Source organism: Tardiphaga sp. 172_B4_N1_3 (assembly GCF_052076035.1).
In the GTDB taxonomy this organism is placed as follows: Bacteria; Pseudomonadota; Alphaproteobacteria; order Rhizobiales; family Xanthobacteraceae; genus Tardiphaga; species Tardiphaga robiniae.
The window spans coordinates 3,059,942-3,077,692 of record NZ_CP197238.1 but is presented as its reverse complement, the minus strand read 5'-3'; the positions used below and the strand labels follow the sequence as shown (position 1 = coordinate 3,077,692).

Below are 17,751 nucleotides of genomic sequence, written 5' to 3'. Positions count from 1 at the left end.
CCAATAGGCGTACTCGAACCAGTGGGGTTGAAATGTCAGACGAGAAGAAACCGGGCTTGCACTCGCCATTGCGGCGTAAACTGCTGATGGGCATGGCGGCTTTGCCGGCAATGTCGCTGCTTCCGCGCACATCTTTTGCGCAGGCGCCGGCCACCTCGGCCATCAACACCACGGGCCTTGCGGTTACCGATACGGAAGTCACAGTCGGCATCCTGCATTCGGTCACCGGCACCATGGCGATCTCGGAAACCGGCTCGGTGCAGGCTGAAAAGCTTGCCATCGACCAGATCAACGCCATGGGCGGCGTGCTCGGCCGCAAGATCAAGTTCATCCAGGAAGACGGCGCCTCGGACTGGCCGACCTTCGCCGAAAAGGCCAAGAAACTGCTCGTCAACGACAAGGTCGCCGCCATCATGGGCTGCTGGACCTCGGCCTCCCGCAAGGCGGTGCTGCCGGTCATGGAACAATATAACGGCATGCTCTACTACCCGACCTTCTATGAAGGTCTCGAGCAGTCGAAGAACGTGATCTATACCGGTCAGGAAGCTACCCAGCAGATCCTCGCCGGCCTCGACTGGGTCTCCAAGACCAAGAACGGCAAGAGCTTCTATCTGATCGGCTCGGACTATATCTGGCCGCGCACGTCGATGAAGATCGCCCGCAAGCACATCGAGGGCAAGCTTGGCGGCAAGGTGTCGGGCGAAGAATACTTCCCGCTCGGCCACACCCAGTTCAACTCGGTGATCAACAAGATCAAGCTGACCAAGCCGGACGTGATCTATGCCGCGGTGGTCGGCGGCTCCAACGTCGCCTTCTACAAGCAGCTCAAGGCGGCCGGTATCGACCTGTCGAAGCAGACCCTGCTGACCATCTCGGTCACCGAGGACGAGATCGACGGTATCGGCGGCGAGAACATCGCGGGCGCCTATGCCTGTATGAAGTACTTCCAGTCGCTCGATAATCCGAACAACAAGGAATTCGTCGCCGCCTTCAAGAAGATGTGGGGCGAAAAGACCGTGATCGGCGACGTGACGCAGGCGGCCTATCTCGGGCCGTGGCTGTGGAAAATGACGGTCGAGAAAGCCGGCTCCTTCGATATCGACAAGATCGCACCCGCGTCTGCCGGCATTGAATTCACCAAAGCACCGGAAGGCTACGTCAAGATCCATCCGAACCATCATCTGTGGTCCAAGGCTCGCGTCGGCCAGGCGCAGCTCGATGGCCAGTTCAAGGTGGTCTACGAGACGCCCGAACTGATCGAGCCGGATCCGTTCCCGAAGGGCTACCAATAAGTCTTGCTCGTCAAGTGCGGAGCGTAGCTCCGCGCTCCTTCTCCCTGGCGCGGACGACCTATCCGCGCACGACAACCCCGCGTCGCGTCTCATCGCGCGGCGCGGGACCCTTTCCCTGACGGAGGACGGATCGATGTTCGGCGACTATTCGATTGGCGACCTTGGCGCCATCTTTGCAATGCAGGGCTTTGCCGGCCTGATCCTGTTCTCGGTCTATGTGCTGATGGCACTCGGCCTCGCAATCATCTTCGGGCAGATGGGCGTCATCAACATGGCGCATGGCGAATTCATGATCCTCGGCGCGTACGTTACCTGGCTGACGTCGAGCTTCTTCCAGTCGCACCTGCCGTCACTGTTTTCCGGTTACTTCTTCGTCGCCATGATCCTCGCTTTCATCGCCTCCGGTGCGCTGGGGATGTTGGTCGAATGGGGGCTGATACGGCATCTCTACAAGCGCCCACTCGATACGCTGCTGGCGACCTGGGGCCTCAGCCTGATCTTGCAGCAGGCCTATCGCTCGGTGTTCGGTGCGCGCGAAGTCGGTGTCGAACTGCCGCAATGGATGATGGGCTCCAAGCAGGTCACCGATACGATCGAAGTGCCGATCAACGGCATCTTCGTGATGGTGTTGACGCTGGGGATCACCATGGTGGTCGCCTACATCATGTACAAGTCGCGTTGGGGTCGTCAGGTTCGCGCCGTGGTGCAGAACCGCGTGATGGCGGGCGCCGTCGGCATCAATACCGAGAAGGTTGACCGCTACACCTTCGGCCTCGGCTGCGGCATCGCCGGGATCGCTGGCTCCGCCTTCACCATGATCGGTTCGACCGGCCCGACCTCCGGCCAGCTCTACATCGTCGACACGTTCCTCGTCGTGGTGTTCGGCGGTGCGGCCAGTCTGTTCGGCACCATCGCCTCGGCCTTCACCATCTCTCAGGCGCAGTCGACCATGGAGTTCTTCATGTCCGGTTCTATGGCCAAGGTGCTGACGCTGCTCACCATCGTCGCGATCCTGATGATCCGGCCGCAGGGCCTGTTCGCCCTCAAGGTCCGCAAGTAAGCGCGTGCAGTACAGACAGAGCAGGGCAATCATCACATGATCAATTCACGCTTCTTCAACCGCTCGGAGCTTCTTGGTTTCCTGTCGCTGCTGCTGCTGCTCGCAGTCATTCTGCCGCTGTTTCTGGATGTGTTTCGTCTCAACCTTGTCGCCAAATATCTGACCTATGCCTTCGTCGCCTTGGGCCTTGTGATGTGCTGGGGCTATGGCGGCATCCTCAGCCTCGGGCAGGGCGTGTTCTTCGGCCTTGGCGGCTACTGCATGGCGATGTTCCTGAAGCTGGAAGCCTCCAGCGTCGCCAACACTAAGATCCAGTCGACCCCCGGCATTCCGGATTTCATGGATTGGAACCAGATCACGGCGCTGCCGATGTTCTGGAAGCCGTTTCACTCGCTGACGCTGACCATCATCGCCATCCTCGTGGTGCCGACGCTGCTGGCCTTCATCATCGGCGCGGCGATGTTCAAGCGCCGTGTCGGCGGCGTCTATTTCGCCATTATCACCCAGGCCATCGCGGCGATTGCGACGATCCTGATCATCGGCCAGCAGGGCTATACTGGCGGTATCAACGGCATGACCGACCTGCGGACGCTGAACGGCTGGGACATCCGCACCGACCACGCCAAGGTCATTCTCTACTTCTTCGAAGTCTTCGTGCTGTTCGCCTGTATTATCGCCGCACAGTTCGTCCGGCTGACCAAGCTCGGCCGCATCCTAGTGGCGATGCGCGAACAGGAGGACCGCGTCCGCTTCTCCGGTTACAGCGTCGCCAACTTCAAGATATTCGCCTTCTGTGCCGCGGCAATGTTCGCCGCGATCGGTGGCGCCATGTTCACGCTGCAGATCGGCTTCATGTCGCCGTCCTTCGTCGGCATCGTGCCGTCGATCGAAATGGTGATCTACACGGCCGTGGGTGGCCGCATGTCCATCTTCGGCGCGGTCTACGGCACGCTGCTGGTAAACTACGCCAAGACGATGCTGTCGGAATCCTTCCCCGAGCTCTGGCTGTTCGGCCTCGGCGGCTTGTTCATCGCCGTGGTGCTGTTCTTCCCCAATGGCCTGTCCGGCATCTGGCGCGATCACGTGGCGCGCCACATCGATCGCCTGATCGCCATGCGCTCGTCTAAATCCAAGAAGGCTTGGGCCATCAAATCCGCCGCCGACGGCGCGCCGGCCGAGTAAGGGGACATCATGCTCATCGGACATCAGCCCAAGGAATTTTTGCTCGCGGTCGAAGGGCTCACCGTTTCCTTCGACGGCTTCAAGGCGGTCAACGATCTCTCCTTCTACGTCGAGGAGAACGAGATCCGCGTCATTATCGGCCCCAACGGCGCCGGCAAGACCACCGTCCTCGATCTGATCTGCGGCAAGACCAAAGCCACCTCGGGGTCGGTGCAGTTTCGCGGAACGGAACTGACCAAGCTGAAGGAAAACCAGATCGTGCAGGCCGGCGTCGGCCGCAAATTCCAGACGCCGTCTGTTTATGACGATCTCACTGTTTTCGAGAATCTGGAGATCTCCTATCCGCGCGGTCGTTCCGTGTTCGGCTCGCTGATGTTCAAGCGCGACGCCGCAGTGCGCGAGCGCGTCGAGGAAGTTGCCGAGATGATCTTCCTCAAGGATCGTCTCAACATGTATGCCGATGTGCTCTCGCATGGCCAGAAGCAGTGGCTCGAGATCGGCATGCTGCTGATCCAGGATCCAGACCTGCTGATGCTCGACGAGCCCGTCGCCGGCATGAGCGTGAGCGAGCGCGTCAAGACGGCGGAGCTGCTCAATACGATCATCAAGAACCGCTCGGTGCTGGTGATCGAGCACGACATGAAATTCGTCGAGGACATCGCCCACAAGGTGACCGTGCTGCATCAGGGACAGATCCTGTCCGAAGGCACCATGGAGAAGGTCCAGAACGATCCCAAGGTCATCGAAGTCTATCTGGGTCATTGAGGAGATCATCATGCTCGCGATCAACGATCTCCACGTCGCTTACGGCCAGAGCGAAGTTCTGCATGGCCTCAATGTGTCGGTGCAGCCCAACGAAATCGTGGCCATCATGGGCCGCAACGGCATGGGCAAGACCACGCTGATGAAATCCCTGATGGGTATCGTGCCGACCAAGTCAGGCTCGGTGACCATGGAAGGCAAGGAGCTCGGTGCGCTGAAGAGCTATGAGCGCGTCGCGCGCGGCCTCGCTTACGTGCCGCAGGGCCGGATGATCTTCTCGCATATGACGGTGAAGGAGAATATCGAGACCGGCCTTGTCGCCTCCGGCGAGAAGGAAGTGCCTGGCGATCTCTATGAGCTGTTCCCGGTGCTGCTCGAAATGAAAGGCCGCCGCGGCGGCAACCTCTCCGGCGGCCAGCAGCAGCAGCTCGCCATCGCCCGCGCACTCGCCACCAAGCCGAAGGTGCTGCTGCTCGATGAGCCGACCGAAGGTATCCAGCCATCGATCATCAAGGACATGGCCCGCACGCTGAAGCACATCCGCGACACCAAGGGCCTGTCGATCATCGTCTCCGAACAGGTGCTGAGCTTCGCGCTCGATGTCGCCGACCGTGTCCTCGTCATCGAGAATGGTGAGATCGTTCGCGACGAAGCGCGCGAAGGCATCGATGCCGCGCAGATCGCCAAGTACCTGTCCGTCTAATTCACCACGCGTCCAACCACCAAGACCAGTAACCGAAGGGGAGCATTGAATGCCAGATACACTGATCAAGGTCGACCTTACGCAATCGGCCTACGACAACGACATGATTCACAACCGCTGGCATTCGGACATTCCCATGGTCGCATGGGTCAATCCCGGCGATGACTTTATCGTCGAGACCTATGACTGGACCGGCGGCTTCATCAAGAACAACGACAGCGCCGACGACGTGCGCGACATCGACCTGTCGATCGTGCACTTCCTGTCCGGCCCGATCGGCGTCAAGGGCGCGGAGCCCGGCGATCTTCTGGTTGTCGATCTGCTCGATGTCGGCCCGATGAAAGATTCGCTGTGGGGCTTCAACGGCTTCTTCTCCAAGCAGAATGGCGGCGGCTTTCTCACTGATCACTTCCCGGAAGCGCAGAAGTCGATCTGGGACTTCAAGGGCATGTACACCTCGTCGCGTCACATCCCGGGCGTGAATTTCGCCGGCCTGATCCATCCCGGCCTGATCGGCTGTCTGCCCGATCCGAAACTGCTTGCCACCTGGAACGAGCGCGAGACCGCACTGATCGCGACGAACCCGACCCGCGTGCCCGGCCTTGCCAATCCGCCGTTCGGCCCGACTGCCCATATGGGTCGGCTGAAGGGTGAGGCGAAGGAGAAGGCTGCGGCCGAAGGCGCGCGCACCGTGCCGCCGCGCGAACATGGCGGCAATTGCGACATCAAGGATCTGTCGCGCGGCTCGAAGGTCTATTTCCCGGTCTATGTCCCCGGTGGCGGTCTCTCCATGGGCGACCTGCACTTCTCGCAGGGCGACGGCGAAATCACCTTCTGCGGCGCCATCGAGATGGCCGGCTGGCTGCACATCAAGGTCGATGTCATCAAGGACGGCGTGTCGAAATACGGCATCAAGAACCCGGTGTTCAAGCCGTCGCCGATGACGCCGAACTACAACGACTTCCTGATCTTCGAAGGCATCTCTGTCGACGAGCAGGGCAAGCAGCATTATCTCGACGTGCATATCGCCTATCGTCAGGCCTGTCTGAACGCTATCGAATATCTGAAGAAGTTCGGCTATTCCGGCGCGCAGGCCTATTCGATCCTCGGCACCGCGCCGGTGCAGGGCCACATCTCCGGCGTCGTCGACGTGCCCAACGCCTGCGCCACGCTGTGGCTGCCGACGCAGATTTTCGACTTCGATATCAATCCGTCGTCGGCGGGCCCGATCAAGCACATCAAGGGCGACATCCAGATGCCGCTCTCGCCGGACAAGTAACGCGGTCAACTTGGCTGCGGGGCTCTAGTCACGACCCCGCGGCCCTTTTTCTTTCGTCATTGCGAGCGGAGCGAAGCAATCCAGTTCTTCCTTCGTTTGTGGTTTTCTGGATTGCCGCGTCGCTTCGCTCCTCGCAATGACGTGGAGAGGCCAGCGGTTCAACGACGGATATCCGCCATGCCGGTCTATGAATATCTGTGCGACGATTGCGGTCCCTTCACCGACATGCGGCCGATGGCCGAATGCGATGATCCGCAGGATTGCCCGCATTGCGCGACGCAGGCGCCACGCGTAATCCTGACCGCACCGGCGTTCTTCTGCATGCCCTCCGACAAGCGCAAGGCCCACGCCACCAACGAGCGCAGCCGCAATGCGCCGAAGACATCGGCGGAGTACAAGGCGTCGCATGGGGCCGGTTGCGGCTGCTGTTCCGGCAAGAAGCCGTCGCGGCTGGTGAAGCAGACCCGCTCGGGCGCCAAGAGCTTCCCGACAGCGCGGCCGTGGATGATCAGCCACTGACTCCTCTGAATTGATGCGCTAAAGTCCACTCCCGTGTGCCTCATTGCCGCGGGAGGCGGAGGCGCACCATGCGACACAATCCATTCGGCCAAACCAAGCGCGACGTCTCAGTCATCGGGCAGGGCACCTGGTATATCGACCACAGTGACCGCGCTGCGGCGGTCAGGGCGCTGCAGGCCGGCCTCGATGCCGGCATGAGCCATATCGACACGGCCGAAATGTATGGCGATGCCGAGCTCGTGATTGCAGAGGCCATCGCCCGCCGTCGCGACGAGGTGTTCCTGGTCTCCAAGGTGCTGCCGAGCAACGCGTCGCGGAAGGGCACCATTGCCGCCTGCGAGCGCTCGCTGAAGCGGCTGGGGACCGATCGGCTCGATTGCTACCTGCTGCACTGGCGCGGTCAGGTTCCGCTTGCCGAGACTGTCGCCGCCTTCGGAGAGTTGAAGGCGGCCGGCAAGATTGCCTCCTGGGGCGTCAGCAACTTCGATGTCGACGATCTCAACGAGCTGTCGAAACTCGCAGGCAAGGGCGCCATCGCCTGCAATCAGGTGCTCTATCATTTACAGGAGCGCGCCATCGAACACCGCGTGATCCCGTGGTGCGAGAGCCATGGCGTCGCCGTCGTGGCCTATTCGCCGTTCGGGCATAATGATTTCCCGTCGACGCGCTCGCCGGGCGGCAAAATCCTGCAGCAGATCGCCGATGCCCATCTGGCCACGCCGCGGCAGGTGGCGCTCGCTTTCCTGATCCGTCAGCCAACGGTCTTCGCAATTCCGAAAGCGTCTTCGGCCGCCCATGCGGCGGACAACGCGGCGGCGAGTGCATTGACGCTCAGGGCGGCCGAACTGGCTGATATTGGAAAGGCGTTCCCGCTCGGCCGGGAGCCTTCCAGTCTGCCGATGCTGTAGGGGATACGGTAAAATCGGTGCTGCGCTGCACGCTGGCCGCTGATGCATCGGCCGGCATAGGCTTTTTTGCCTGCTGCATATCCGTGTCCTGATATCGGCAGTTGTCCCGGCCTCGTGATCGTCGTTTTGTGAGCCCTATTCGATTCGGCTCGCATGCACCGACGAGCCCGCGCATATTGGTCCCCGCTCGTGACAAGCCATGTTCCGCCGCCGAAGACTGCTGCCCCTGTATCGGCGCATCGCCATACCGACCGGCCGCTGCGCGGCATTCTGATGATCATTTGTTCGACGGCGTTTCTGGCGTCATCGGACGCGATGGCGAAATATCTGTCGCGCACGGGCATGCCATCGGTGGAGATCGCCTGGATCCGCTTTCTGGTGTTCGTCGTGATCCTGCTGCCGATCGTGTTGGCGCCGGCCTCGGGCAATCCGATGCGCTCGACGCGGCCGCTGCTGCAGGTATTTCGCGGGCTGGGCCTGTTGTGTTCGTCGATCTTCTTCATCATGGCGCTCGGTTATCTGCCGATCGCGGAAGCGACTGCGACTGGCTTCATCTCGCCGCTATTCGTCACCGGGCTATCGGTTCTCTTCCTTGGTGAAAAGGTCGGTCTGCGCCGCTGGACCGCCACCATCGCAGGGCTTCTGGGCGTATTGATCATCGTGCGGCCGGGCACCGCGGCGTTTCAGCCCGGTACGATCTTTCCGATCATTTCGGCGTTGGGCTGGGCGACCGCATTGGTGTTGACGCGCAAAATAAGCGGTGCAGATCGCGCCATCACCACGATGGCGTTCTCGGCGATCACCGGCTTTCTCGTGCTCAGTGTCATCGTGCCGTTCTACTGGATCGTACCGAGCTGGACGCAGATCGCGCTCGGTGTTGGTATTGGCGTCGCCGCTACTGTCGGCCACTGGATTGTCGTATTGGCCTTCCGCTATGCGGATGCATCGGTACTGGCGCCGTTCTCCTATGTGCAGCTGGTGTGGGTGACGCTGATCGGCTTCTTCCTGTTTGGCGAAGTGCCCGATGCTGTCACTTTCGCCGGTGCTGCAATCATCATCGCCAGCGGTGTCTACACCGCACATCGCGAACGCGTGCGCCGCGCGCAGGTCACCGCACCGGCGGAACCTTATCCGAGCGCCTAATGATGAGCTGTTGATCGAGACAGGTCGTCCCCATAGCTCGATTTCCCCTGAGCCATGGCGCTTGCGGTGGGTACATCCGAATGTGTTGCATATTTTTCCGCAAACATGGACGATGATACCCGGCATATTTCGGGCTTTATCGCGGCTTAAGAATAACAGCTCTTCTGTGCAATTTTTCCGTGAGTTTTAAACATTCCGAACGTTGCACGCGCTATGCTTCGGTATCTCGTCATATGTTGGTATCTTTATGCTACGAGTCTGGAATTGCATCGAGTTGCAGCATGACTGGCGGCAGATCCTGCTGGCGGCAGCGGTGTGTTTTCTCTCCAGCCTTGCTGCCGTCAACCTGTTCACGCGTGCGCGCACCGCATTGCCCGACACGCGCCTTGCGTGGTTGATTACCGCAGGCGCGGTCACCGGCTTCGGCACGTGGGCGACGCATTTCATCGCGATGCTCGCATACACGCCTGGTTTCGAACTCCACTACGACCTCCTCATCACCGCCTGTTCGCTCGTCGCCTCTGCAGTGATGACCACGGCCGGATTCGCCATCGCGCTGTTTAATCGAACCAAACGGAACGCGCTGGCCGGCGGCGCGGTGATCGGCCTCGGCATCGCCTGCATGCACTATATGGGCATGGCGTCGCTGCGCATCCCCGCCATCATCCAGTGGATGCCGGACCTCGTGACGGTGTCGGTCGTCGGCGGCATGGTGATTGCCGCCTTGGCGATTCTCGTCGCCCAGACCGCCGACCGGTCCGGCAAGCTGCTCGTTGCGGCACTGCTTCTGACGCTCGCGATCTGTGTACATCACTTCGTCGCCATGGGCGCGATCGATCTGACCTACAATGCCGCAGCCGCTGAGAACCAAAGTCTGCTGTCCCCGATCGAACTGTCGCTGGCCATTGCGGCCTTTACCGCCGCCGTGGTGATCGCGGGCCTCGTCGTTGCCGTAACAGATCAGCGCACCCGCCGCAGCATGAGCAAGCGCAATCTCCAGCTCGATGCGGCGCTCAACAATATGGAGCAGGGCCTATGTATGTATAGCGCCGATGGCCTGCTCGAATTGTGGAACGAAAGCTACATGCGCATGTACAATATCCCGCCGGCGAAAATGTTCGCCGGCGCGACCGAGGATCAGGTGCTGGCAATTCGCGCGGCGGCTGGCACGCTGTTCGTCGATATGGATAGTTATGAGATGAAGATGCGGACGGCGCTCGCGGATCGCGTGCCGAGCAGCCAGACCGCCGAGCTGCCGGATGGACGCGCCATCAATGTGCGCTACCGGCCGATGAAGAATGGCGGCTGGGTCGCGACCCACGCCGACATCACCGACCGCAAACTCAGCGAAGCGCGGATCGTGCATCTCGCGCGGCACGATCCGATCACCGATCTGCCCAATCGTGTTGCCTTCAACGAACATCTGGCCCGCGTCTTCAAAGAGGCCTCGGCGGGACACGGCTCGTTTGCGATCGCGCGGATCGATATCGACCGCTTCAGAGAGACAAATGATGTATACGGCCAGGCCACCGGAGACGCCGTACTGGCCGAACTGGCGAAGCGGCTGGCGCAAGCCTGCAACGGCGCATTTCTGGCACGGCCGAGTGGCGATATCTTCTCGATCGTGTCTCATCTCGGCGCGGAGCCGCAAACAGCGGAAGATCTCTGTGCGCGGTTGTCGAGCATTCTCGATAATACGTTTCAGATCGACGGCCAGCACGTCAATGTTCGCTGTAGCATCGGCATCTCCGTCTATCCGCAGGACGGCCAGGATATCGAAGCTCTCATTGCGCATGCGGATCTGGCGCTCGACCGCGCCAAGGCCGAGGAACGCGGCACCATCCGCTTCTTCGAGGCTGCGATGGATCAGCACATCCGCGAGAAGCGACTGCTGCAGCGTGATCTCGTGGTGGCGGTCGAGAACAAGCAATTCCAACTCTATTTTCAGCCGCAGGCGACCACCGAGGGCGCTGTCGTCGCCTTCGAGGTTCTGCTGCGCTGGCGGCATCCCGAGCGCGGCATCATCTCGCCGACGGTGTTCATTCCGCTGGCGGAGGAGAGCGGTCTGATAGGCGCCATCGACGAGTGGGTGGCGCGCGAGGCCTGTCGCGAGGCGGCAACCTGGGTCAATCCGCTGTCGATCGCCATTAACCTGTCGCCGGTCAATTTTCAGCGCGGCGATGTGCCCGGGATGCTCGCCGCCGTTCTGGCGGAAACCGGTCTCTGCCCAAAGCGTGTCGAGATCGAGATCACCGAAGGCGTGCTGATTGACGATTTTGCTGGTGCCATCGCGATCCTGCACGCCGTCAAGGAACTGGGCGTTCGCGTCGCTATGGACGATTTCGGCACGGGTTATTCGAGCCTGAGCTATTTGCAGGCTTTCCCCTTCGACAAGATCAAGATCGACCAGACCTTCGTGGCCAATCTCGAGGACAATCCGCAGTCCGCGGCTATTGTTCACGCCATCATCGGGCTCGGCCGCTCGTTGAAGCTCCCGGTGATCGCCGAGGGCGTCGAGACCGTCGCCCAAATGTCGTTTCTTGCGAGCGAAGGCTGTGCGGAGATCCAAGGCTTCCTGATCGGCCGCCCGCAGCCGATTGCGCATTATCAAAGCGTCGTCAGCGCCCCGGGTGGTACCGCCGCCGCGGTGAAGCGAGCCAGCTAGCTCTGGGCCCTCACACCGGCAGTGCGATCGAATACTTCACCTGGCTGAGGGCGAAGCTGGATTCGATCGAGGCGATGCCGTCGAGCCGCGTCAGCTTGTTCTTCAGGAATGCCTCATAGGATGACAGATCCGCCGCGACGACGCGCAAGAGATAGTCGCGGTTGCCGGTCATCAGATAGCATTCCAGCACCTCCTCCCATTTCGAGATCGCTTTCGCGAAACGGTTGAGGTCTTCCTCTTTCTGCCTGACAAGCTTGATGGAGATGAAGACGCTGACTGGCAGCCCGATCGATTTCTGATCGACCAGCGCCATGTAGCGGGTGATGACGCCGCGTTCTTCCAGCAATTTCACCCTGCGATGGCACGGCGAGATCGATAGCCCGACCTTCTCGGCGAGCTCCTGCATGGTGATGCGACTGTCGATCTGCAGTGCGGCGAGAATCTTGCGGTCGATTGCGTCGAGGGCTGACATTGGGAAAATTCCATGAAATGGGAGCTGGAACCATTCATTTATACCAATATGACCGTGGTTGTCGCGATGAATTGAGAAAATCACTTTCGAGCGCCTGCTAGAATGGCGACCTCATCACGAACCAGCGCAGCTGGCCGACGCGGGAGCCCACCATGCCGATCGATCATCATCGCCTGCAGACCCTGACCGCATTGGCGCGCAAGGTGCTCTGGCTCTCGTCATGGACCATCCATAACGCCAACCACATCCGCCCCAATACCGACGGCCTCAAGGTTGGCGGCCATCAGGCGTCATCCGCCTCGCTGGCGACGATCATGTCGGCGCTGTATTTCGCCGTGCTGAAGCCGGAAGACCGCGTCGCGGTGAAGCCGCATGCGAGTCCGGTGTTCCACGCCATCCAGTATCTGTTAGGCAACCAGACGCGCGAGAAGCTCGAGAACTTCCGCGGCTTCAAGGGGGCGCAAAGCTATCCGTCGCGCACCAAGGATATCGACGATGTCGATTTCTCCACCGGCTCGGTCGGCCTCGGCGTCGCGCAGACGCTGTTCTCGTCGCTGGTGCAGGACTACGTCTCGGCTCACGGCTGGATGAAGGACCGCCGCGAAGGCCGCATGATCGCGCTGGTCGGCGATGCCGAGATGGACGAGGGCAATATCTTCGAAGCTTTGCTTGAAGGCTGGAAGCACGGGCTGCGCAACACCTGGTGGATCGTCGACTACAACCGCCAGAGCCTCGACGCCGTTGTGCGCGAGGGTCTGTGGGAGAAGTTCGAATCCATGTTCCGCAACTTTGGCTGGGACGTGGTGATCGTGAAGTATGGCCGGCTAATGCAGACGGCTTTCGCCGAGCCCGGCGGAGCTGCATTGAAGACCTGGATCGACAACTGTCCGAACCAGATCTATTCGGCTTTGTGTTTCCAGGGCGGCGCAGCGTTCCGCAAGCGGCTCAACGACGAGATCGGCGATCAGGGTCCGGTGTCGCGCTTGATCGAAGCGCGCAGCGACGAGGAACTGCTGGCGCTGATGTCCAATCTCGGCGGCCACGATATGGCCAGCATGGTCGAGGCTTTCGAGGCGATCGATCACGATCGTCCGGTCTGCTTCATCGCCTACACCATCAAGGGCGTCGGCCTCCCGTTCCAGGGTCACAAGGACAACCACGCCGGCCTGATGACGCTGACGCAGATGGAGACCTGGCGCGCGGCGCAGAACATCCGGCCCGGCCATGAATGGGACAGATATGAGGGCCTGACGCAGGACGCTTTGATGCTCGATGCGTTCCTCAAGGACGTGCCCTTCGTGCAGCAGGGCACGCGGCGCCTCAGCGCCGACGTGATCGATGTTCCCGCGCATCTGTCGTTCAAGCCGTCGCCGGAAATGTCGACGCAGCAGGGTTTCGGCCTCGTCCTGCATGAGCTGGCACGCGGCGATACCGAACTGGCGTCGCGCATCGTGACCGCGTCGCCCGATGTCACCGTGTCGACGAACCTCGGAGCATGGGTCAATCGGCGTGGGCTGTTCGCACGCGCCGAGAAGGCCGATCACTTCCGCAGCGAGAAGATCCCCTCCACCTTCAACTGGGACTTTTCGCCGAAGGGCCAGCATCTCGAACTCGGCATCGCCGAGGCGAACCTGTTCATCCTGATGTCAGCCTTGGGCCTGTCGAGCAGCATCAACGGCGTCCGCCTGCTGCCGGTCGCGACGCTGTACGATCCCTTCATCGAGCGTGGTCTCGATCAGCTCAACTATGCCTGCTATCAGGATGCCCGCTTCATGGTGGCGGCGACGCCGTCGGGCATCACGCTGGCGCCGGAAGGCGGTGCTCATCAGTCGATCGCGACGCCGCTGATCGGCATGGCGCAGGACGGTCTTGCATCGTTCGAGCCGGCTTTCGTCGATGAGCTCGCCGTCATCATGGGTTGGGGCTTCCAGCACATGCAGCGCGACGCGGGCACTGATGACAGCGGCCAGCGTGCCGGCGGCTCGGTCTATCTGCGGCTCTCCACGCGCACCATCGAGCAGCCGCAGCGCATGATGACGCCGGAGCTGCAGCAGGGCATCACTGATGGCGCCTATTGGCTGCGCAAGCCCGGCGCCAATTGCGATCTGGTAATCGCCTATACCGGCACGCTGGCGCCGGAGGCGATCGAGGCAACGGGATTGCTCGGCGACAGCCATCGCGACATCGGCCTGCTGGCGATCACGTCAGCCGACCGTCTCCATGCCGGCTGGACATCGGCGCGAAAGATCCGCCGCGACAGGCGCAACCCGCAGCATCTCAGCCATATCGAGAAGCTGCTGCAGCCGCTGCCGCGCGACTGCGGCATCGTCACCGTGCTCGATGGCCATCCGGCTACTTTGGGCTGGATCGGCAGCGTGTGCGGTCATCGCATGGAAGCGCTGGGCGTCGAACAATTCGGCCAGACCGGCACCATCGGCGATCTCTATCGCCACCACGGCATCGACGCGAATGCGATCGTCGACGCGGCGGAGGAGCTGAGCGGCGTGCCCGTGCTGCATCGGAAGATGGCGGTGTAGGTCTCTTAACCTCTCCCCGCTTGCGGGGAGAGGTCGCCGCGTCTTCGCGGCGGGTGAGGGGCATGGCACGCACTCACCACATACGCATTATTTTCGGATCGGATTCGGTGCGACTTGTGAGGTGGCAAATGGACGTGACCGTGTGCCTCGCCCCTCACCCCAACCCTCTCCCCGCGCAGAGCGGGGAGAGGGAGCGCGTCTACGGCGCTCCGCCTCAAAACGCCTTGAACGTGATGATCGTATGCGTGTCCTGGATGCCCGGGATGGTCTGCACCTTCTCGTTCACGAAATGGCCGATGTCGGTGGCGTTATCGACATAGAACTTCACCAGCAGGTCGTAATGCCCAGCGGTGGAATAGATCTCCGAGGCGATTTCGGCTTCGGCCAGGGCGTTGGCGACGGCGTAGGACTGGCCAAGCTTGCACTTGAACTGGACAAAGAAGGGGACCATCGGGATTCTCCGGAAACGGGCGATTTTAGAGATCATCAAGCCCAAAACAGGGGGCGGCGCAAGCCGCCAGCATGTCGCCGGGTTGCTGGTTCATGGCTGGCGGGGTAGGACTGGTATGGCTGCTTATCCCTTGATCTCGTGCGAGTTTTTCCGATGCCCACACCCGTTGCGCTGACCATTGCCGGTTCGGATTCCTCGGGCGGCGCCGGCATCCAGGCCGACCTCAAGACCTTCGCGGCGCTGGGCGTCTACGGCGCCTCGGTGATCGCCGCGCTGACCGCGCAGAACACCAAGGGCGTCACCGGCATCCATCAGGTGCCTGCAGAGTTCGTGAGCGAGCAGATCAATGCCGTGTTCGTCGATCTCGCGGTCGGCGCGGTGAAGATCGGCATGGTCGCTCAGCGTGATGTGATCGAGGCCATCGCTGCGGGCCTCGCGACATGGCAGCCGAAACATGTGGTGCTCGATCCCGTGATGGTGGCGACCTCAGGCGATCGCCTGCTGGCGCCGGAGGCCATCGAAGCGCTGCGTAGCACGTTGATCCCGTTGGCCCAGATTATCACGCCGAACCTGCCAGAGGCCGCCGCGCTGCTCGACGAGCCGATGGCAGAGGGCGATGCGGCTATCGAGGCGCAGGGCAAGCGTCTGCTCAAGCTCGGCTGCAAGGCTGTGCTGATCAAGGGCGGCCATGGGACCGGCCCGGAGAGCACCGACTATTTTATCACCGCAGACCGCGCCATCGCATTGCCTGCGCCGCGCGTGGCGACGAAGAACACGCACGGTACAGGCTGCACGCTATCGTCAGCGATCGCCGCAGGGCTTGCCAAAGGCGAGACGCTGGAAGCCGCGGTGCGTTCAGCGAAAGCCTATGTCACAGCGGCGATCGGCGCCGCTGATCGGTTTACGGTCGGGCACGGCCACGGCCCGGTGCACCACTTCCACGCGTTCTATTAGGCGTATCAAGATCGGCTCAAACCAACCTCGGCGCGTTCCAATCGCCTGAGCGTCGGTGCGCGCACGAGCCCGTTGCATCTTATGGCCTATGACGAAGGAATGTCGTGTGCCGCTTACGAGCCGTCGCGGCAGACGCTCACCATGTAGATTGTGAGCTCATTCGTGCCGATGAGGCTGTAGGGATCCTCGACCCCCTGTTCGCGTAGCCATGTCATCTGAAGGTCATAGGCTTGGCGTTCGTGGGCCGCCACACACGGAGCTTCGACGTTGTTGGCCCGTTGCACGTGATGCACGAGTTCGTGCAGCAGCGCGCTCTTCTGCCGCAAATTGACCGGTTGCCATTCGTGGGGCAGGTAGATCGCGCCCTGTTCGCGGCTGTAGAGCGCTTGAAATTCGAGCCCGCTATTTTCCGGCGTACCACTTAGCACAGCCATTTCTGCTGACGTCGCGAAATGGATTGGCGGGTGAGCCGGAGGGGCGAAGCCCGTTTGGGCGATGATCCATGCGATATAGGTGGCGATCAGAGCGTTCACGTAGCGACCTCATGCGGATATGGCCTGCGGGGAATTGGACGCTTCAGTTGCGTATTCGTGGCGAGGATCAGAAAAGGCCCGAGCTCAAATCCAGGCCGTAAGTGAGCGAGAGTACGAACACCAGAATTCCGGCTCCGCAGAAAAACAGAAAATGCTTGAGCACATCGGCTCCGGTGATCGAACGAAGAGCGCGGGACATCGCGCTCGCGATTGCAGTCATGTCAGCCTCATGATTGTTGCCGCCCATTGATGGTTGATGCCGTGCCAGCCGCAGTCAGTCGCCCCAGGCCGCTATATTCACGGGGCGACTGTGCTCGGGCGCCGCCCGTGCCAGCAGGACGCCGCCAATCACATGCACAATGCCGAAGCCGATAAGGATCAGGATGATCAGGTGTGTTTCGCTCAGTCGCCTCACGTTTCTTTTCCCTTCACTGTTCTGAATCTGACGACCGCGCATTTTCGCGTCTGGCGATGGAATGGGCTTGCCAGGATTGGCTTCGATGCGGTCGGAGATAAGATGCTGGTAGCGATGAATGACGTTGATTGCCTGCCGGCGACGGGATTCATGAAGTGCGCTGACAATCATCGAAGCCCCCACAGGTGCTGGAGATGGCGCCGGAAAGTCGGTCTTCATCACTCTTTTCCTGATACTTCACGGGATGATACAGGTGAGCTTGCTGACCGCTCGGCCCGCCTGACACCCTTGAAATTGCATTGAACCTTCGTTGCGCTTGCTGGCATTGGCAGCGATGCTACCGCGGCGTTGGCTTTGTTCGCCTACGGTAGCGGCAAGCTCGACATGTGGTATGTGACGAAATCATCGGAAGCGAGGTCAGGCTGATCGGCTTGGGGCCTTTGGCCCGTTGCAGCCAATGCAGTCAACAAAATCGATCCGTAGAACGCGATCACTCCAGTTCTCCATCTCGCGACGACTCGTCGTTCGTCTTCGGTTGAGAGAAAGGCATACGATCGCGCTCGTAGTTGCGCGGTATTGGTCAATGCGACCTCCTGCTTGATGGCTACTTCGAAATCGAACTGAGATCAGTCGCCTCCGAAAAGGAGGGGTGAGACGGGAGGCGTGGCGTGCGAAGCCGCCTTGGCTTTCGGAGCAGCCAGGGAAGTCAGCGCCACATCAACTCCGGCGAGGATCACGGTCAGGGTAGCGACGACTGCAATGATGTGACGCGTGCGCATGACGGCTTCCGGGTGAAGTTGCTCTGCGCCGAATGCCATTCGCATCTCGTCGCATTTTGACTTGAACCCGCTGCCGTCTCACCGGCGTTAGTCAGCC

At 61.1% G+C, this 17,751-nt stretch carries 18 protein-coding genes; 12 read left to right on the top strand and 6 right to left on the bottom strand.

The window, feature by feature from the left end; translation table 11 throughout:
- Positions 1-32: 32 nt before the first annotated feature.
- The 10 genes from urtA to AB7783_RS14570 all read left to right on the top strand — a co-directional run bounded on the left by urtA (position 33) and on the right by AB7783_RS14570 (position 11,513).
- Entirely contained in the window at positions 33-1,292 is a 1,260-nt protein-coding gene (urtA, locus tag AB7783_RS14615; RefSeq protein ID WP_441278025.1) for an urea ABC transporter substrate-binding protein, read from the top strand.
- Positions 1,293-1,425: 133 nt separating this feature from the next.
- Positions 1,426-2,352: an urea ABC transporter permease subunit UrtB gene (urtB, locus tag AB7783_RS14610; RefSeq protein WP_089265233.1), complete on the top strand. Its 927-nt coding sequence runs from the start codon at positions 1,426-1,428 to the stop codon at positions 2,350-2,352.
- Between the two features lie 36 nt (positions 2,353-2,388).
- Positions 2,389-3,534: an urea ABC transporter permease subunit UrtC gene (gene urtC / locus AB7783_RS14605; protein WP_441278024.1), complete on the top strand. Its 1,146-nt coding sequence runs from the start codon at positions 2,389-2,391 to the stop codon at positions 3,532-3,534.
- Between the two features lie 9 nt (positions 3,535-3,543).
- Positions 3,544-4,299 carry an urea ABC transporter ATP-binding protein UrtD gene (urtD, locus tag AB7783_RS14600; RefSeq protein ID WP_068735525.1) on the top strand — a complete coding sequence of 252 codons (756 nt, stop codon included), beginning with the start codon at positions 3,544-3,546 and terminating at the stop codon, positions 4,297-4,299.
- A 10-nt stretch (positions 4,300-4,309) separates the two neighbouring features.
- Positions 4,310-4,999, top strand: a complete 690-nt coding sequence (gene urtE, locus AB7783_RS14595) for an urea ABC transporter ATP-binding subunit UrtE (protein WP_068735526.1) — start codon at positions 4,310-4,312, stop codon at positions 4,997-4,999.
- Positions 5,000-5,048: 49 nt separating this feature from the next.
- Entirely contained in the window at positions 5,049-6,278 is a 1,230-nt protein-coding gene (gene fmdA / locus AB7783_RS14590) for a formamidase (RefSeq protein ID WP_093756657.1), read from the top strand.
- 177 nt (positions 6,279-6,455) lie between these two features.
- Positions 6,456-6,797 (top strand): FmdB family zinc ribbon protein, encoded by a 342-nt coding sequence (locus AB7783_RS14585; RefSeq protein ID WP_068735531.1) that lies wholly within the window; start codon positions 6,456-6,458, stop codon positions 6,795-6,797.
- A gap of 68 nt (positions 6,798-6,865) precedes the next feature.
- On the top strand, positions 6,866-7,705 hold the full coding sequence (locus tag AB7783_RS14580) for an aldo/keto reductase (RefSeq protein WP_439064523.1): 840 nt from the start codon (positions 6,866-6,868) through the stop codon (positions 7,703-7,705).
- Between the two features lie 189 nt (positions 7,706-7,894).
- On the top strand, positions 7,895-8,848 hold the full coding sequence (locus AB7783_RS14575) for a DMT family transporter (RefSeq protein ID WP_374725716.1): 954 nt from the start codon (positions 7,895-7,897) through the stop codon (positions 8,846-8,848).
- A gap of 247 nt (positions 8,849-9,095) precedes the next feature.
- On the top strand, positions 9,096-11,513 hold the full coding sequence (locus AB7783_RS14570; RefSeq protein WP_441278023.1) for a bifunctional diguanylate cyclase/phosphodiesterase: 2,418 nt from the start codon (positions 9,096-9,098) through the stop codon (positions 11,511-11,513).
- A gap of 10 nt (positions 11,514-11,523) precedes the next feature.
- Here AB7783_RS14570 and AB7783_RS14565 read toward each other — a convergent pair whose 3' ends face one another.
- Complete coding sequence (locus tag AB7783_RS14565; RefSeq protein ID WP_175366591.1) at positions 11,524-11,985, bottom strand: Lrp/AsnC family transcriptional regulator; 462 nt, start codon at positions 11,983-11,985, stop codon at positions 11,524-11,526.
- A gap of 152 nt (positions 11,986-12,137) precedes the next feature.
- Between AB7783_RS14565 and AB7783_RS14560 the strand changes: the two genes are divergently transcribed.
- Complete coding sequence (locus tag AB7783_RS14560; RefSeq protein ID WP_441278022.1) at positions 12,138-14,522, top strand: transketolase; 2,385 nt, start codon at positions 12,138-12,140, stop codon at positions 14,520-14,522.
- Between the two features lie 214 nt (positions 14,523-14,736).
- On the opposite strand, the gene AB7783_RS14555 is transcribed toward AB7783_RS14560, so the two are convergent.
- Positions 14,737-14,973, bottom strand: coding sequence for an Lrp/AsnC ligand binding domain-containing protein (locus AB7783_RS14555; RefSeq protein ID WP_068735543.1), 237 nt, complete (start codon positions 14,971-14,973; stop codon positions 14,737-14,739).
- Positions 14,974-15,126: 153 nt separating this feature from the next.
- Here AB7783_RS14555 and thiD point away from each other — a divergent pair, with 153 nt between their 5' ends.
- The gene (gene thiD, locus AB7783_RS14550) at positions 15,127-15,927 is read left to right on the top strand and encodes a bifunctional hydroxymethylpyrimidine kinase/phosphomethylpyrimidine kinase (RefSeq protein WP_441278021.1); all 801 of its coding nucleotides are present in this window, start codon (positions 15,127-15,129) and stop codon (positions 15,925-15,927) included.
- Between the two features lie 113 nt (positions 15,928-16,040).
- Here the strand turns inward: thiD and AB7783_RS14545 are convergent, their stop codons facing one another.
- The 4 genes from AB7783_RS14545 to AB7783_RS14530 all read right to left on the bottom strand — a co-directional run bounded on the left by AB7783_RS14545 (position 16,041) and on the right by AB7783_RS14530 (position 17,693).
- On the bottom strand, positions 16,041-16,460 hold the full coding sequence (locus AB7783_RS14545) for a DUF6647 family protein (RefSeq protein WP_441278020.1): 420 nt from the start codon (positions 16,458-16,460) through the stop codon (positions 16,041-16,043).
- Positions 16,461-16,527: 67 nt separating this feature from the next.
- Positions 16,528-16,680: a hypothetical protein gene (locus AB7783_RS14540; protein WP_441278019.1), complete on the bottom strand. Its 153-nt coding sequence runs from the start codon at positions 16,678-16,680 to the stop codon at positions 16,528-16,530.
- Between the two features lie 54 nt (positions 16,681-16,734).
- Positions 16,735-17,094: a hypothetical protein gene (locus AB7783_RS14535; protein ID WP_441278018.1), complete on the bottom strand. Its 360-nt coding sequence runs from the start codon at positions 17,092-17,094 to the stop codon at positions 16,735-16,737.
- 407 nt (positions 17,095-17,501) lie between these two features.
- The gene (locus tag AB7783_RS14530) at positions 17,502-17,693 is read right to left on the bottom strand and encodes a hypothetical protein (protein WP_089265222.1); all 192 of its coding nucleotides are present in this window, start codon (positions 17,691-17,693) and stop codon (positions 17,502-17,504) included.
- Between the last annotated feature and the right edge of the window lie 58 nt (positions 17,694-17,751).

What these genes read in the sequence shown, in the direction of transcription:
- AB7783_RS14585 (WP_068735531.1), top strand. Translation starts at nt 6,456, where the DNA reads ATGCCGGTCTATGAATATCTGTGCGACGATTGCGGTCCCTTCACCGAC.
- AB7783_RS14540 (WP_441278019.1), bottom strand. Translation starts at nt 16,680, where the DNA reads ATGACTGCAATCGCGAGCGCGATGTCCCGCGCTCTTCGTTCGATCACC.
- AB7783_RS14530 (WP_089265222.1), bottom strand. Translation starts at nt 17,693, where the DNA reads ATGGCATTCGGCGCAGAGCAACTTCACCCGGAAGCCGTCATGCGCACG.
- urtD (WP_068735525.1), top strand. Translation starts at nt 3,544, where the DNA reads ATGCTCATCGGACATCAGCCCAAGGAATTTTTGCTCGCGGTCGAAGGG.
- AB7783_RS14560 (WP_441278022.1), top strand. Translation starts at nt 12,138, where the DNA reads ATGCCGATCGATCATCATCGCCTGCAGACCCTGACCGCATTGGCGCGC.
- fmdA (WP_093756657.1), top strand. Translation starts at nt 5,049, where the DNA reads ATGCCAGATACACTGATCAAGGTCGACCTTACGCAATCGGCCTACGAC.
- AB7783_RS14565 (WP_175366591.1), bottom strand. Translation starts at nt 11,985, where the DNA reads ATGTCAGCCCTCGACGCAATCGACCGCAAGATTCTCGCCGCACTGCAG.
- urtA (WP_441278025.1), top strand. Translation starts at nt 33, where the DNA reads ATGTCAGACGAGAAGAAACCGGGCTTGCACTCGCCATTGCGGCGTAAA.
- AB7783_RS14570 (WP_441278023.1), top strand. Translation starts at nt 9,096, where the DNA reads ATGCTACGAGTCTGGAATTGCATCGAGTTGCAGCATGACTGGCGGCAG.
- urtB (WP_089265233.1), top strand. Translation starts at nt 1,426, where the DNA reads ATGTTCGGCGACTATTCGATTGGCGACCTTGGCGCCATCTTTGCAATG.
- AB7783_RS14535 (WP_441278018.1), bottom strand. Translation starts at nt 17,094, where the DNA reads ATGAAGACCGACTTTCCGGCGCCATCTCCAGCACCTGTGGGGGCTTCG.
- urtC (WP_441278024.1), top strand. Translation starts at nt 2,389, where the DNA reads ATGATCAATTCACGCTTCTTCAACCGCTCGGAGCTTCTTGGTTTCCTG.
- thiD (WP_441278021.1), top strand. Translation starts at nt 15,127, where the DNA reads ATGCCCACACCCGTTGCGCTGACCATTGCCGGTTCGGATTCCTCGGGC.
- AB7783_RS14555 (WP_068735543.1), bottom strand. Translation starts at nt 14,973, where the DNA reads ATGGTCCCCTTCTTTGTCCAGTTCAAGTGCAAGCTTGGCCAGTCCTAC.
- AB7783_RS14580 (WP_439064523.1), top strand. Translation starts at nt 6,866, where the DNA reads ATGCGACACAATCCATTCGGCCAAACCAAGCGCGACGTCTCAGTCATC.
- urtE (WP_068735526.1), top strand. Translation starts at nt 4,310, where the DNA reads ATGCTCGCGATCAACGATCTCCACGTCGCTTACGGCCAGAGCGAAGTT.